The sequence below is a fragment of the Micromonospora sp. NPDC049230 genome (assembly GCF_040647875.1).
Classification (GTDB): domain Bacteria; phylum Actinomycetota; class Actinomycetes; order Mycobacteriales; family Micromonosporaceae; genus Micromonospora.
On the sequence record NZ_JBEZCZ010000007.1, the window covers coordinates 169,184 to 183,294 of the forward strand.

General features: G+C 70.5%; 13 protein-coding genes, 1 tRNA gene and 1 riboswitch. Of the genes, 7 read left to right on the top strand and 7 right to left on the bottom strand.

The genetic code is table 11. The features are described from left to right. Positions 1-5 precede the first annotated feature (5 nt). The 3 genes from AB0A95_RS09190 (at position 6) to AB0A95_RS09200 (ending at position 3,503) form a co-directional block, all read left to right on the top strand. Positions 6-1,328 carry a hemolysin family protein gene (locus tag AB0A95_RS09190; RefSeq protein WP_357555083.1) on the top strand — a complete coding sequence of 441 codons (1,323 nt, stop codon included), beginning with the start codon at positions 6-8 and terminating at the stop codon, positions 1,326-1,328. Further along, positions 1,321-2,322 (top strand): hemolysin family protein, encoded by a 1,002-nt coding sequence (locus tag AB0A95_RS09195; RefSeq protein WP_357243231.1) that lies wholly within the window; start codon positions 1,321-1,323, stop codon positions 2,320-2,322. Before AB0A95_RS09190 ends, AB0A95_RS09195 begins: the two co-directional genes overlap by 8 nt. A 167-nt stretch (positions 2,323-2,489) precedes the next feature. Further along, positions 2,490-3,503, top strand: a complete 1,014-nt coding sequence (locus tag AB0A95_RS09200) for an NlpC/P60 family protein (RefSeq protein WP_357555084.1) — start codon at positions 2,490-2,492, stop codon at positions 3,501-3,503. 58 nt (positions 3,504-3,561) lie between these two features. Here AB0A95_RS09200 and AB0A95_RS09205 read toward each other — a convergent pair whose 3' ends face one another. Next, a complete protein-coding gene (locus tag AB0A95_RS09205) occupies positions 3,562-5,544 on the bottom strand; it encodes an N-acetylmuramoyl-L-alanine amidase (protein ID WP_357555085.1) in 1,983 nt (660 codons plus the stop codon). A gap of 233 nt (positions 5,545-5,777) precedes the next feature. Next, positions 5,778-5,913, top strand: a riboswitch (cyclic di-AMP (ydaO/yuaA leader). Between the two features lie 67 nt (positions 5,914-5,980). Here AB0A95_RS09205 and AB0A95_RS09210 point away from each other — a divergent pair. Continuing rightward, positions 5,981-6,967: an NlpC/P60 family protein gene (locus tag AB0A95_RS09210; RefSeq protein ID WP_357555086.1), complete on the top strand. Its 987-nt coding sequence runs from the start codon at positions 5,981-5,983 to the stop codon at positions 6,965-6,967. Between the two features lie 65 nt (positions 6,968-7,032). Here AB0A95_RS09210 and dcd read toward each other — a convergent pair whose 3' ends face one another. Beyond that, the gene (gene dcd, locus AB0A95_RS09215; RefSeq protein ID WP_357066363.1) at positions 7,033-7,611 is read right to left on the bottom strand and encodes a dCTP deaminase; all 579 of its coding nucleotides are present in this window, start codon (positions 7,609-7,611) and stop codon (positions 7,033-7,035) included. A gap of 99 nt (positions 7,612-7,710) precedes the next feature. Between dcd and AB0A95_RS09220 the strand changes: the two genes are divergently transcribed. Both AB0A95_RS09220 and AB0A95_RS09225 read left to right on the top strand, forming a co-directional pair. After that, entirely contained in the window at positions 7,711-8,268 is a 558-nt protein-coding gene (locus AB0A95_RS09220; RefSeq protein WP_357555087.1) for a pyridoxamine 5'-phosphate oxidase family protein, read from the top strand. Between the two features lie 556 nt (positions 8,269-8,824). Further along, positions 8,825-8,898, top strand: a tRNA-Gly gene (locus AB0A95_RS09225). Positions 8,899-9,224: 326 nt separating this feature from the next. Here the strand turns inward: AB0A95_RS09225 and AB0A95_RS09230 are convergent. From AB0A95_RS09230 to AB0A95_RS09245, 4 genes are all read right to left on the bottom strand, one after another. Further along, positions 9,225-10,040, bottom strand: coding sequence for a cellulose-binding domain-containing protein (locus AB0A95_RS09230; RefSeq protein ID WP_357555088.1), 816 nt, complete (start codon positions 10,038-10,040; stop codon positions 9,225-9,227). A gap of 327 nt (positions 10,041-10,367) precedes the next feature. Next, positions 10,368-11,417 carry an LD-carboxypeptidase gene (locus tag AB0A95_RS09235; RefSeq protein ID WP_357555089.1) on the bottom strand — a complete coding sequence of 350 codons (1,050 nt, stop codon included), beginning with the start codon at positions 11,415-11,417 and terminating at the stop codon, positions 10,368-10,370. Positions 11,418-11,814: 397 nt separating this feature from the next. Further along, a complete protein-coding gene (locus AB0A95_RS09240; RefSeq protein ID WP_357555090.1) occupies positions 11,815-12,159 on the bottom strand; it encodes a transcriptional regulator in 345 nt (114 codons plus the stop codon). Further along, complete coding sequence (locus tag AB0A95_RS09245; protein ID WP_357555091.1) at positions 12,156-12,944, bottom strand: hypothetical protein; 789 nt, start codon at positions 12,942-12,944, stop codon at positions 12,156-12,158. The genes AB0A95_RS09240 and AB0A95_RS09245 overlap by 4 nt, the downstream gene beginning before the upstream one ends. Before the next feature lie 150 nt (positions 12,945-13,094). Between AB0A95_RS09245 and AB0A95_RS09250 the strand changes: the two genes are divergently transcribed. Continuing rightward, the gene (locus AB0A95_RS09250) at positions 13,095-13,439 is read left to right on the top strand and encodes a VOC family protein (protein WP_357555092.1); all 345 of its coding nucleotides are present in this window, start codon (positions 13,095-13,097) and stop codon (positions 13,437-13,439) included. A 14-nt stretch (positions 13,440-13,453) separates the two neighbouring features. Here the strand turns inward: AB0A95_RS09250 and AB0A95_RS09255 are convergent, their stop codons facing one another. Further along, entirely contained in the window at positions 13,454-14,098 is a 645-nt protein-coding gene (locus tag AB0A95_RS09255; RefSeq protein ID WP_357555093.1) for a dihydrofolate reductase family protein, read from the bottom strand. Between the last annotated feature and the right edge of the window lie 13 nt (positions 14,099-14,111).

Sequence of the window (14,111 nt, forward strand, 5' to 3'; positions counted from 1 at the left end):
TCTTGATGACGCTGTTGCCCCTGGTCGGCTTCGTTGCGCTGACAGTGGGCAACGCGTTCTTCGTCGCGGCCGAGTTCGCCCTGGTCACTGTCGACCGCGCGGAGATCGACAGGCGGGCCGCCGCGGGCGACCAGGCCGCCCTGACGGTACGCACCGCGCTGCGCGAACTCTCCTTCCAACTCTCCGGCGCGCAGCTCGGCATCACCATCACCGCGCTGCTCACCGGCTACCTGGCCGAGCCGGCCCTGGCGCGGCTCTTCACGCCGCTGCTGCGCCCGCTGGCCGGGGAGAGCACCGGGCGCTACACCCCGTTCCTGGCGTTGGCCCTGGCCACGCTGCTCTCCATGCTCTTCGGTGAGCTGGTGCCGAAGAACGCGGCGCTGGCCCGGCCCATGCCGGCGGCGCTGGCCACGGCCGGTCCGATGCACACCTTCTCCCGGACGTTCGGCTGGCTGATCCGGGGCCTGAACGGTTCGGCGAACCGGCTGGTCCGGGCGCTCGGCGTCGAACCGCAGGAGGAGCTGGCCAGTGCCCGCTCACCGGAGGAGTTGGGCCTGCTGGCGGCCATCTCGGCCCGGGCCGGCGCGCTGCCGACGGACACCGCGATGCTGCTGCGCCGCACCATCCGGTTCGGCGACAAGCGGGCCGCCGAGGCGATGACGCCCCGGGTGGACGTGGTCGCGCTGCGCGCCACGGCCACCGTGGCCGAGTTGCTCGAACAGTCCCGGCAGACCGGGCGGACCCGGTTCCCGGTGTACGAGGAGACCCTGGACCTGGTGACCGGCGTGGCCGGGGTGCCCGACGCGCTCGGTGTGCCCCTTGCCGACCGGGCCTCGACCATTGTCGGGTCGGTGGCCCGTGAGCCCGTCTACGTGCCGGAGAGCCTCAATCTGGACGGCGTGCTGGCGGCCCTGAAGGCGGCCGGGGCCGACCTGGCCATCGTGGTCGACGAGTACGGCGGCACGGACGGCGTGGTGACGATCGAGGATCTCGTCGAGGAGTTGGTCGGGGAGATCGCCGACGAGTTCGACCCGGCGAGTGTGGACGACACGGACCCGGTCGAGTTGAGGGTGCCCGGCGGCGAGCGCACGGTGCTCGTCGACGGGGTGCTCCGCTCCGACGAGTTGGCCGAGCAGACCGGCTTCCGGCTGCCCGAGGGGCCCTACGAGACGTTGGCCGGGTTCCTGATGGCTCAGCTCGGGCACATCCCGCTGGCCGGCGAGACGGTCGAGGCGGACGGCTGGGAGTTCACTGTGGTGGAGGTGGAGCGGCACCGGATCGAGCAGGTCCGGGTGTTGCGCCCGGCGGAGCCGGACGACGATGACTGAGCTGCTGGTGACAGTCCTGCTGCTGCTCGGCAACGGGTTCTTCGTGGGCAGTGAGTTCGCGCTCATCGCATCCCGCCGGACGGTGATCGAGCCGCTGGCCGCCGGGTCGAAGCGGGCCCGGTGGGCGCTGTCGGCGATGAACCAGATCCCGCTGATGATCGCCGGCGCGCAGCTCGGCATCACTGTTTGCTCGCTGGGCCTGGGTGCGATCGCCGAGCCGGCGTTGGCGCACCTGCTGGAGCCGCCGTTCCATGCCGCCGGCCTGCCCGAGCGGGCGGTGCACCCGGTGGCCTTCGTGCTGGCCCTGGGCGTGGTGGTCTTCCTGCACACTGTCGTCGGTGAGATGGTGCCGAAGAACATCACGCTGGCCGGTCCGGAGGTGTCCGCGCTCTGGCTCGGTCCGGCGATGCTTGCGTTCTGTGTGGCCACCAAGCCGCTGCTGCTCGCCATGAAGTGGGCGGCCCGCCGGGTGCTCGCGATCTGGCGGATCGAGGCGTCCGAGGCGGTGAAGACGGTGTTCACCGCCGAGGAGTTGGCCGGGCTCGTCTCCCAGGCACGCACCGAGGGGTTGCTCGACGCGGAACAGCACGCCCGGATCACCGGCGCGCTGGCCCTGCACAGCCGCACGGCGGCGGACGCGCTACAACCGTGGTCGACGGTGGTGACGGTGGCCGAGGACGTCTCGCCGGCGTCGCTGGAGGTGTTGGCGACCCGGACCGGACGGTCCCGGTTTCCGGTGGTGCAGCGCTCGACCCGTCGGGTGCTCGGCTTCGTGCACGTCAAGGACGTGCTCGGGTACGCGGGACAGGGTCGCCGGTCGCCGGTGCCGGCCCAGGTCTATCGGCCGCTGGCGGTGGTGCCGCCGGAGCGTACGCTGGCGGACCTGCTGCTGGCCATGCGCCGGGAACGGCGGCACATGGTGCTGGTCAGCGACGGCCGGCGCCCTCTCGGTGTGGTCACACTCGACGATGTATTGACCGCAATTGTTGGATGATTCGCCAATACCCATGGTGTGCAGTTGGTTGCCCGACAGTGACGGTTATTCCGCTCGCCTTGATTACCGCCCCGCGCTTCCCTAATGTGGGGCACCGACCGCTGTGGGTCGTCTGCCTCGGCCCTTCCCTCACGCGAGGCGCCCGGCGGTCGGTTGCAAAGGAGTCGGTGCCGGTGGCAACCATGCCCCCTCATCGTCACGACCTGTTTGCGTCTGCTCGGCCGGGTGTTCTGCGCCGTGCCACTCGCCGCCTGCTCGTCCTGGCGGCCGCCGCGGTGGTCGGCGCGGGCCTGCTCGCCGCGCCGGTGCACGCCGCGCCGACGGTCGACGAGATCGAGGCGCAGATCGACAAGAAGTGGGAGCAGTTGGAGCCCACCATCGAGCAGTACAACAAGGTCAGGGCGCAGCTGAAGGTCAACCGGCAGAAGTCGGTTGACCTGCAGAAGAAGATCGAGCCGCTGGCGTTGCAGAGCGAGTTGGCGCTCAACCGGGTCGGCGATCTCGCCTCCCGCTACTACATCTCGGGCCCGTCGCACGACATTGGCGCGCTGCTGGTCAGCGCCAAGCCGGACACGCTCACCGAGCAGCTCACCATCCTCGATCGGCTGGCCGCGCAGGAGCGCAAGGAGGTCGAGGGTGTCCTTGCCGTACGGGCCAAGTACGACGGCGAGAAGCAGAAGCTGGACACGCTGATCGCGACCCAGACCAAGCAGCAGAACGAGCTGGCGGCCAAGAAGAAGCAGATCGACGCCGAGATCAAGCAGCTTGAGGCGTCGATGCCCAAGACCACTGTCAAGACCGCCGGCTGCCCGACCATCAACGGTGTGGTTTCCGTGGCCGCCCAGAAGGCGATCAAGACCGCCTGCCAGCAGGTCGGCGATCCGTACGTCTGGGGCGCCGTCGGCCCGAACTCGTTCGACTGCTCGGGGCTGACCCAGTACGCCTACAAGTCGGCCGGGATCTACCTCACCCACCACACCGGAGACCAGTGGAACGAGGGCAAGGCCGTCGCGCGATCCGAGGCCCGTGCCGGTGACCTGGTCTTCTTCTACTCCGGTCTGAGTCATGTCGGGCTGTATCTGGGTAACAACCAGATGGTGCACGCGCCACGAGCCGGTAAGCCGGTGTCGGTGTCCAGCATCAACACCATGCCCGTCGCCGGGTTCCGCAGACCTGGCTGATCCACCTCGCGCGACACGACGGCCCCCGGTCACCGCGACCGGGGGCCGTCGTGGTTTCTCAGCGGGGCGCACCCACCGGGGACGGCAGGAGCTGCACGTCGGCCAGGTCGACGTACATGATGCGGTGGCCGAACTGGATCTGCGCGTACCGGTTCTTGCCCCGGATCACCGTCCAGTCGCCGGGCGAGGATCCGTCGACAGTACTGGCCCGGTAGTACTCGCCCGGCAGCACCGCCCCGACGGCGTACCGCTGTCCGGCGGCCAGGGTGTACTGAAGCGGCGAGATCGCCTGGTAGGGCACTCCTGCCGGGTAGGCGGCCTGCTCCGGGTAGGCGCGTCCGTAGACCGGGATGGTGGCCCGGCCGGGCTTCGGGGTTGCCACCACGCCGGCGGTCCAGCTGGCGGTGGGCGCCGACGTCGGGTTGTGGAACCACGCCCGCTGCCCGAGGTACCAGATCGCCGTCCAGTCGCCCTGGCGGCCGGCAAGCGCGTACGTCTGACCGGCGGAGGCACGGGCACCGTGGTCCGACACCTCCATCGTGTTGGGGGTGCCGTCGGGGCGCAGCGCGATGTCGTTGACGAGCGGCGCGTCCGCGGCCGGCGCGGAGCGCAGCACCACCGCCGAGGAGCCGCGTGGCGCGCACGGCACACCGGCGGTGACGCAGCCGACGAACGCCGGCTGGTTGGTGGCGAAGTCCGGGTCGATCCGGACCAGACCGGTGGCCGGGGTGCCGGTGTCCAGCCGGGGCGCGTGCAGCAGCGTGAAGTAGTGCGTCCAGTCCCAGTACGGGCCGGTGTCCCAGTGCATCCCCGCAACGTTCGCGGCGACGGTGCCGGGCACGTTGTCGTGGCCGATGATGTGCTGGCGGTCCAGCGGGACGCCCAGCCGCAGCGCGAGGTGCCGGACCAGCTTCGCCGAGGCCCGGTACATCGCCTCGGTGTACCAGGTGCCCTGCGCCGCGAAGCCCTCGTGCTCCAGCCCGACCGCCTTGGCGTTGACGTACCAGTTGCCGGCGTGCCAGGCGACATCCTTGGTCCTGACGTGCTGGGCGACGTGCCCGTCCACCGAGCGCAGCGTGTAGTGCCAGCTCACGTAGGTCGGGTCCTGCACGAGTTGCAGGGTGGTCGCCCAACTCCCCTCGGTGTCGTGGATGACGATGTACTCGACCTTCTGCCGGGCGGGCCGGTCGGACAGGTCGTGGTTGCCGTAGTCCCCGTCGCCGAACGCCGCGTAGGGCGCCGGGATCCACTCGCAGGAGATGGTGCGGGGGCACTCCAGCCCGTCCGGGCGGGCGAGCCGGCGTAGACCCAGCCGGTCCAGCCAGGAACGCTCCGGGCGGATCGCCCGGGCCGGCAGCGTGATCCGCGCTCCGTCATCGGTCATCCGCGACGCGCCCGTGCCGATGGTGGTGAAGACCTCGTCGGCGAAGGCCGCCGCGGCGTCGGCGGTGTCCGCGCCGGCGTAGCGGGCCACCGCGCCGTACCAGGTGGCCGGGTCGGTGCCGGCACCGACCGGCGCACCCAACGCCCGCTGGTACGAGGCCAGCAGCGCCGCGCCGCCCCGGATGTTCACGCCGACGTCGGTACGCAGCGAGTCGGGGGCCGCGCCGGTCAGCGCGGCGGCGGCGTCCACGGTCTGCAACGCGGCGGCCGATGGTGTCGGGTCCGCCGGCCGAGGCGCGGGTTCCAGCGAGGTACGGGAGTCGTCGCCACGCGGATCCTCGGTGCCGCTGCCGGTGTTGTGGTGGCCGGCCACGGGGAGCGCGGCCACGCGTCGGGCGTCGGTCAGGTGCATCGGGCCGTAACCGCCGCTGGTGCTGGGTGTGCCGGCGTTGCTGTCCCAGCGGGACTCCAGGTAGGAGACGCCGAGCAGCACGTCGGTCGGTACACCGAACTCGGCCGCCGCGGCGGCGTACTGCTGCTGGCGGTCGCCGCCAGGCGCGGCGGCGGCGTTGGCGGGTGGCGGCACCGCGGTCGCGGCGGCGACCACGGCGGCGGCGAGCAGTGCGCGCCGGCCGGAGGACAGGGTTGGATGGTGCATCGAACCCCCCAGATTCCACGGGTGCAGGTCAGGTCACCTTCGCGCCGCCCGGGAGCCCGCGTCAATACCTTTCTATGTGTCGACCTGTCTGGAAAGAAATCTTCGCGTGTGGTCGGTGCCCCCTCCGATCGGTACGGAGTGTCACGGCCGCGCGGGTTGCGGAGGGGTAACAAGCGTCTCTACTCTGGTCTTTTGTCGGCCCGATAGCAGCTCCGCCCAGCCCGGGCGGTAACGGACCGACACCGCCGAGTCGTTTCCGAACGAACCGGGGACCCATGTCCCCCGGGGTGAATCCGCAGCCACTGCGGTAGGGCGCCGACTTCCCGCCCGAACCCGTCAGCTAACCCGGTAGGCGGTCAGGAAGAAGGAGTACGGAACCCCGGTGGCACTCCATGCCCCGCGGCCGTCGTCCGAACGGTCGGCAACAGCCGGCCCCATGCCGATCGCGCCGCGCCCACGCTGGTCCCGCTTCACCACCGCGCTCGCCGCACTGGCCGGCGTCGCCGTCGTCCTGGCCGGCAGCGCCACGGCGGCCCACGCCGACCCGTCCGTCGCCGAGATCGAACGCCAGATCGACGCCGACTGGAACAAACTCGAACCGATCATCGAACAGCACAACGCCACCCGGATCGACCTCGCCGCCAAGCGCAGGCAGGCCGACGCGCTGGCCGCCCGGATCGCCCCGCTGGAGCGCCAGGTCGACGCCGCGATGGACAAGGTCAGCGCCCTGGCGGTGCGCGCGTACAAGGGCGAGAACGTGCTGACCGTGAACGCCGTGCTGGGCAGCCGGTCACCCAGCGAGGTGGTCGGACAGCTGGAGATGCTCGACCGCTTCGCGCACAACCAGCAGCAGAACGTCCGCGAGGTGGCCGACCTGCGCGACACGTTGGCCGGGCAGAAGGCGCCGCTCGATGCGATGGTGGCCCAACTGACCCGCACCGAGGCTCAGCTGGCGGCGAAGAAGAAGCAGATCAACGAGGAGATCGACAAGCTACAGAAGCTGCGCCTCAAGGTGTACGGCAGCGGTGGCGGCGGTCCGCTGCGCCCGGCGCCCTGCCCTGCCAGCTATCCCGGTGGCGCCGCCGGCACGGCGGTCAAGTTCGCCTGCGCGCAGATCGGCAAGCCCTACGTCTGGGGTGCCGAGGGCCCGAACTCGTACGACTGCTCCGGGCTGATGCTGGCCGCCTGGGCGAAGGCCGGGGTGTCCCTGCCGCACAACGCCGCCGCGCAGAGCCGTGCCACCAAGAAGGTCGGCAAGCCCGACCTGCGCCCCGGTGACCTGGTCTTCTACTACAGCGACATCCACCACGTCGGCATGTATGTCGGCGGCGGCTGGGTGGTGCACGCCTCGCAGGCCGGCGAACCGGTCAAGATGAAGGGGGCCGATGACGGTCAGGTCCACAGCTACGGCCGTCCAGGCTGATCAGTGCGCTGACCGGGGGCCCGTCGCGATCCGTCGCGGCGGGCCCCCGTTGTCACGGGTTCACTTCAGCGGGTGGGCCAGGTGCGCCAGTGCTGCCAGGCGCGACTCGGCGTCGGCCCCCGCTGCCCCTGGTAACGCGAGCCGTAGACCGCCGACCCGTACGGGTGCTCGGCCGGCGAGGAGAGCCGGAAGATGCAGAGCTGCCCGATCTTCATGCCCGGCCAGAGAGTGATCGGCAGGTTCGCCACGTTCGACAGCTCCAGCGTGACGTGACCGGAGAAGCCGGGGTCGATGAAACCGGCGGTGGAGTGCGTGAGCAGCCCCAGCCGTCCCAGCGAACTCTTGCCCTCCAGCCGGCCGGCGAGCTGGTCGCCCAGCGAGATGACCTCCAGCGTCGAGGCGAGCACGAACTCACCGGGGTGCAGCACGAACGGCTCCCCGTCGGGCACCTCGATCGCCGACGTCAGGTCGTCCTGCTGCATCGCCGGGTCGATGTGGGTGTAAAGGTGGTTGTTGAAGACCCGGAACAGCCGGTCCAGCCGTACGTCGATGCTGGAAGGTTGGACCAGGGTGGGCTCGAACGGCTCCAGGCCCAGCGTGCCGGCCTTGATCTCGGAGACCAGGTCGCGGTCGGAGAGCAGCATCGGACCACCATAGCGGCGGCCCGAAAACCCACCAGATTCGGTGCCGGTGACCAGCGCGTCGAGGTCGCTGCTCGTACATTTGTTCGATAGAATGCTCACATGGCTTCCTGGTCCGAATTCGCCGCCGACGAGCCCCGACTCGCCGACGGGATCCGCGTTCTCCTCCAGCAGTACGGGCCGGGCTTCGGCTACCTGGCCACGGTCCGCGCCGACGGCGGGCCCCGGGTCCATCCGGTCTCCCCGGTCATCACCGACGAGGGTCTCTTCTGTTTCATCATCGACTCTCCGAAGCGCCGTGACCTCGAACGCGACGGCCGCTACGCGCTGCACTCGTTCCCCCCGGAGGAGAGCGACGACGAGGCGTACGTGGCGGGGCGCGCCCGTCCGGTGACCGATCCGGCCCGGGTGGCGCAACTGGCGCAGAGCGCCCGCGCCGAGCCGCAGGTCGACTGGAGGCTCTTCGAGTTCACCGTCGACGTGGCGATGCTCACCCGCCGCGAGCAGCACATCGCGGGCGTCCCGGGCCTCGCGCCGGGTCGGCCGGCCGTCCGGGTCTGGCTCGACCCGCACGCCCCGGCGGCGACTGCCGCGCCACTCACGGTGCCGCAGACCCGCCCGGCCCGCCGCAGCCGTGACGTCCAGTGCACAGCCGCCTGACCGCAGACCAAACACAGCGGGTGCCGGCTCCGTCGTAACGGAGCCGGCACCCGGCTGTACGCACCGCCCCGCCCCGCGCCGCCCGGGCTTGCCCGACATCGCCCGACACTGCCCCGTGTCGCCCGGCACTGCCCCGTGTCGTCCGGCACTGCCCCGTGTCGTCCGGCACTGCCCCGTGTCGTCCGGCACTGCCCCGTGTCGTCCGGCACTGCCCCGTGTCGCCCGGCGTCGTCCTGCGTGGTCCGGCGTCGCCCTGCACTGCCCCGTGTCGTCCGGCGTCGTCCGGCACTGCCCTGCGTCGCCCCGCGTCGGCCCCGTCTCGCACGGCACCGCCGCGCGCCGTCCTGCGGGCGCCGCCCCGCATGATCGACTCGGTTTTGGTGAAATCGCGGTGTCCCGGCCGCTCAGACACCCCGACTTTCAGGAACCCGAGTGGATCAAGCCGGGCCGAGCCCTGGCCGAACCAGGCAGAGCGGGCAAAACGGCGCGCGGGCAAGCGGCGGGCCGGGGTGCCTGGGTGCACGGGCCCGGCGACTCGGGTACAGTGGTGCCGCTTGCGGGTGTAGTTCAATGGCAGAACATCAGCTTCCCAAGCTGACAGTGCGGGTTCGATTCCCGTCACCCGCTCCAGTCGCGAGAGCCCTGGTCAGGACCGATGGTCCCGCCAGGGCTTCCGTCGTTCTAGATGGCTGAAACAGGGCGCTGTGCCATTAGCCCGCCTCGGCGCCCGTCCCGTCGTCCTCGGCGGCCGGTCGCGTCCGACGCCTGCTCGGCTTGTGTCCGGCCGCCCTGACGGCCTTGTCGATCGCGTCGGCGATGACCTGGTCGCCTCCCGATTGGCGTGTTGATAGATCAGCGCCGCGCGGGGACTGTCGTGGCCCATCCGGGCCATGATGTCTCGCAGGCTGGCGCTGGGCGCCCGCGACGCGAGCGTGTTGCCGGGCCCGGTGTGCGGGCTACCCGGCGGCGCAGCCGACATTGTTGAGCGTGAACGCGATCGGCACCGCGTCGCTGGCCTGCCAGGTGCCCAGGACGCCGAAGTCCACCGAGGCGCCCGGCGCCACCAGGGGGTTGTAGCTGAGGTTCCGGGCCGTGACGGTGGCACCGCTCTGCTGTGCCGTGGTGGACCAGGACTGGACGATGTGCTGGTCACCGGGGAAGGTGAAGCTGAGCGCCCAACCGTTGATCGGCACGGTGCTGGTGTTCTTGATGGTGATCTGGGCGGTGAAGCCTCCCGGCCACTCGCTCCCGGTGCGGTAGCTCACGGTGCAGGGCGCCACCGGCGGCGGGTCGATCGGCACCGTGGCGGTCCGGGTGAGTCGCGTGCCGGTGGCGCTGTTCTCTAGCAGGACCGTGACCTCCAGGCCGGTGGCCGTACAGCCGGAGGGCACAAAGTAACCCTCCTGCCAGCTGAAGGTCGCGCCCGGATCGACGGTGACCGCCCAGCCAGGCAGCGAGGGGAGGGCCGGGCAGCCGGTGGGGATGCCGGGGGTGGAGCCGACGAACCGGCCGTAGATCGCCGTGCCGACCTGTTGCTGTTGGGCGGTGCAGTTCTGCCCGACGGCGGTGGCCCTGACGACCTGGCCCGGAACCACCCGGGGCGGGTTGAAGGTGAGCGACTGGATCTGGACGGTACCGGCGCAGGCGTCGGCCGGGACGGTCGCGCCGGCCGGGGCGGTGCCGGCCGGCTCGGCCTGCGCCGCCGCTGCGGGGACGGCCAGTGCACCGGCGGCGCAGACGGCGGCCGCGGCGAGGGTCAGGAGCGTACGCAAGAGGGTCCTCCTGGGTGAGCCGGGGGATACGGGCCTCGCCAGTTGACCGCGTCAATCAATGGCTGTCAATTGATCGGATCGGCGGTCGTCTCCACCACGCGTCGCACCGGCTCGCCGCCGGAGACCGCCGTGATCTCCCGACCGGCCCCCTCGGCCAGGACGGGTTGGCGCTGCCAGCCGGACAGGTATCGGCCGGATCGGCCGATACCTGGGCGTTCCGTAACCAAGGAGCAGGTCGCGCTCCGCAGCCGCCACCTGTGTCTCGACTCGCCGCACGGCGACAGCGGGGCCGAAAAGGCAACCGCCGGCGTGTCGAGTGGGCGGGCTCTACCGGTAGTCGGCGAACACTCGGCGTTCCACGCCGTCAACGGTCACCAGGCCGCCATGGGGAAGGATCCACTGCGGCCGGGTGTGGCCGAAGGGAATGCCGACACAGACCACTGCCTCCGGGTTGTATCGGGTCACCACGTCGACGACCGTGTCGCGCTGCTGCTCGCGTAGCCGTGCCCGGTCCGCGGCAGGGGGTCGGCGCGTCTGGTCGGAGACCGGCGGACGGGCGACCAGCACCGCGTCGACGGCGCTGAGGAGACCGCGTTCACCGAGCGATCGGACGATCCAGCCGACCTCGCGGGCCGGCAGAAGCTTCTCCGACGTCTCGATGACCAGCACCCCGCCCCGCAGAGCCTCCGGGGGAAATGGGAAGCGCCCCGCCGTCAGGATCCACTGGATGACCTCCAGGCAGCCACCCCAGGTGGGGCCGGTGACTGCGCGGCGCGGCCCGTACCAACTCCATGGTTCCGTCGGTTCGCGTTCTCCGAAGGACGTCAACGCCCCCGGGTCGGCCCAGTCGATTCCGACATCCTCGGACTCGCCCGGGTCGGTGATCTCCAACCGCTCGCCGGTGAGTAGCGCCGCTCGCAGCGACCGGGAGTGGATGTCGTCGACGGCTGGCCCGGGGCCGAGGTGCACCTGCGAGGACCCGCCGTAGAAGCTGGCGATGCCGAGGCCCCAGAGCCAGTGGTGCAGGTTGGTGTTGTCGCTGGTGCCGAGGAACGGCTTCGGGTCGGCTCGGGCGAGGTCGGCGTCCAGATGCGGGATGACGGTGATCTGGTCGTCGCCTCCGACGACGGCGAGAAGGCCGCGTACCTCAGGATCTGCGAAGGCGGCGTTGATGTCCGCCGCCCGCGCCGCCGCGGTCGCACCGACCTGGCGGGTGGTCGGGTATTCGACCGGCACGAGGCCGGTCAGGTCGGCGAGCCGTCGCATGGCCTGTTCGTGGATCTCGGGAAAGGCGCCGGCCGCGGCGAAGGACGGCGAGAGAACCGCGATCTTGTCCCCGGGTCGAGCCTTCCGAGGACGAACAAGCTCATGCGTCATGTCGAGATCCAACAGGTACGCCAGTTCGCCCGCATCCTATTTCGCGACAGGTTGGAGCAGGACTGACCAATCCCTATCGGGCGTTCACCGGGATCAGCAGGTCGATCTCGTCGCGCCGCCGGTAGAACTCGATGCTGGGACGCGTCGAGTCGTGGTCGGCGACCTGTTCCGGTATGCCCCATCGGGCGGGCCGAAGACCCCGAAGAACTTCCGCCCCTGGAGTGACCCCACAAGCGTTTCCAGGCGACCCCATGCCTCGGTGATCGCGTCCTGCTCATCGGCCGTGGCGATGAACAGGACCGGCGTCTCGTCGCGTACGACGCGCCGTGTGGTCAGGTCTTGTGCCGGCGTCGACGCATTCATGAACGGCAACCTACGACACCGGTACGACAGGCTCCTACCCGGTTGGCCGCGGAGCGCCGCCCAACTCCTGGTGGCGGCGGAGCAGTTCCCGTAGCGCGTTGATCTCGGCGGCCAGTGCGGCCTGCCCCTGTTCGGTGATCCTGATCCAGGTCTTGGGTCTGCGGCCATGGTAGCCCCTGTCGATCTGGATCAGCTCCGCCTCCTCCAGCACGGCGAGGTGCCGGGAGAGGTTGCCGGCGGTGAGTTCGAGTGCGTCGCGCAGGTAGGCGACCTCCACCCGCTCGGCCTCGGCGGCGATGGTGAGGATGCCGAGCCGGTTGCGCTGGTGGACGGTGTCGCTGAGCCCGTTCGTCGGGTGCCCGCCGGTGCCGGTGCTCATGTCGACCTCTTACCTATGGTGAAAAGAGCGATGATGCCACCGACGAGCAGGATCGGCGCCGGCAGCAGGGCCGCCAGCAGGAAGCTGTGCCGGCTCAGGTCGCCCGGCTCGAAGTTCGCGGTCTGGAAGTAGACGTTCACGAGGACGACCGCGGCGGCGTAGCCCACGGCGACGGCCGTCAGGCCGCGACTGCGTTCCAGTCGGGCCAGGACCAGCAGACCCACCGCGATGACCAGGTGCGGGAACATGCCGCGATCGGAGACGCCCAACAGCGGGGTGGTCAACCAGCTTGTCGCGCTCGACACCTCCGTCGCCGAGTTGAGCAACAGGAACCGCAGCACGATCGGCAGCACGAGCCCGACCAGCGTGCCGACGATGCCGGCGATGACGTACGTGCGGGTTGGTGTCTGCACGCCGACCCGCGCGCCACGCCACCGGTACCAGCCGAGGGTCAGCAGGTAGCCGCCGATGAGCGCCACCAGCCAGTACCACCCGAGGGCCGCTGAGCGTTCGAGGAAGTCCCCACCGAGGCCGGTCAGCGCGGAGTTGCCCTGCGGACCGCGCATGTCGAGGGGGTCGGCCGACTCCACGTACAGGGGTCCCGCCGCCACCACCAGGAGACCGAACAGCAGGAGTGGCAACCAGTAGGCGTGCCGGGCGATCCGGGTACGCCGCCGGAGCGCGGCCACCGACGCCAGGAGTTCTCCGGGTGTGTCTCTGTCGTCCGGTGCGGTGCTCCGTTGTTCCGACACGGCGGCCTCCAGGCTGCTCAGGTTCTCCTGCACTACCAATAGGTTTGCATCGCAAATCATTCTGCGCAAGAGGGTAAGCAGCAACGCGGCCCGCCGATATCGACGGTGGTAGTTCCACCAAGGCCGTGGCACCGCTAGGGTCCGGCGTGGAGGTGGTCCGTGTTCACCGAAGCCTTTCCGATCGTGACGACACCTGACCTGCCAAGACTGATCGGGTTCTACCGGGACGTGGTCGGCTTCGAGCTGACCTACCGGTTCCCGCAGGAGGGTGAGCCGGAGTTCGTCGCACTCCGGTTGGGCAACAGCGAACTCGGGCTGGCCGCCAACCCGGAAGCCGGCGAGCCGACGGCCGCGCACCGTTGGGAGCTGTGCGTCTACGCCGACGACTGCGACGCCGCCGTGCACACTCTGCGCTCGGCCGGTGCGACGGTCACCGAGGAGCCGGTCGACCAACCGTGGGGTGAGCGGTCCGCCCGGGTCACCGACCCCGACGGCAACCGCATGCTGGTGCTGTCCCGCCTGGCATAGCGGTCGGGGTGCCGTCAGCGTCGCCAGAACAGCAGGTGGGTGACCCCGCTGGAGCTGGGCACCGACTCACAGTGGAAACGGTCGAGCAGTTCGTCAGGGCTGTCCCACAACCGCTCGCCCCGTTCGAGGTCGACGGGCGCGACGGCGATGTGCATCGTGTCGACCAGATCGGCCTCGATGAACTCGCGGATGGTGGCGACGCCACCACCGAGGCGTACGTCCCGGCCGTCGGCTGCCTGCTTCGCCTCGGCCAGGGCCTCGGCCGGGCTGACATCGCGGAAGTGGAACGTGGTGTCGGACAGGCTGAACGACGGGCGCACGTGGTGGGTGAGCACGAAGACCGGCGTGTGGAACGGCGGGTTGTCGCCCCACCAGCCCTGCCAGTCGTGGTTCTCCCAGGGGCCACGCTGGGGGCCGAACTTGTTGCGACCCATGATCTCCGCGCCGATGTTGCACTCGGCGTCGCGGGTCAGGTAGTCGTCCAGGCCGCGCGTGCCGCCCGGCTCGGTGCGGTACACGAAGCTGGCGGTGGCGGCCCGCCAGGAGAACAGCGGGGTGGGGTCCGCGTGGCCGAAGGGCCGTTCCAGGCTCTGCCCCACACCGGTGCCGAACCCGTCCCGGGACACGTTGAAGCACTGCACCCGCAGCAGTTGTGGCATGGCGTTCTCCTCT

Excerpts from the sequence above, each read along its gene's own strand:
- AB0A95_RS09190 (WP_357555083.1), top strand. The coding sequence starts at position 6 with ATGACGCTGTTGCCCCTGGTCGGCTTCGTTGCGCTGACAGTGGGCAAC.
- AB0A95_RS09195 (WP_357243231.1), top strand. The coding sequence starts at position 1,321 with ATGACTGAGCTGCTGGTGACAGTCCTGCTGCTGCTCGGCAACGGGTTC.
- AB0A95_RS09205 (WP_357555085.1), bottom strand. The coding sequence starts at position 5,544 with ATGCACCATCCAACCCTGTCCTCCGGCCGGCGCGCACTGCTCGCCGCC.
- AB0A95_RS09210 (WP_357555086.1), top strand. The coding sequence starts at position 5,981 with ATGCCGATCGCGCCGCGCCCACGCTGGTCCCGCTTCACCACCGCGCTC.
- dcd (WP_357066363.1), bottom strand. The coding sequence starts at position 7,611 with ATGCTGCTCTCCGACCGCGACCTGGTCTCCGAGATCAAGGCCGGCACG.
- AB0A95_RS09220 (WP_357555087.1), top strand. The coding sequence starts at position 7,711 with ATGGCTTCCTGGTCCGAATTCGCCGCCGACGAGCCCCGACTCGCCGAC.
- AB0A95_RS09235 (WP_357555089.1), bottom strand. The coding sequence starts at position 11,417 with ATGACGCATGAGCTTGTTCGTCCTCGGAAGGCTCGACCCGGGGACAAG.
- AB0A95_RS09240 (WP_357555090.1), bottom strand. The coding sequence starts at position 12,159 with ATGAGCACCGGCACCGGCGGGCACCCGACGAACGGGCTCAGCGACACC.
- AB0A95_RS09255 (WP_357555093.1), bottom strand. The coding sequence starts at position 14,098 with ATGCCACAACTGCTGCGGGTGCAGTGCTTCAACGTGTCCCGGGACGGG.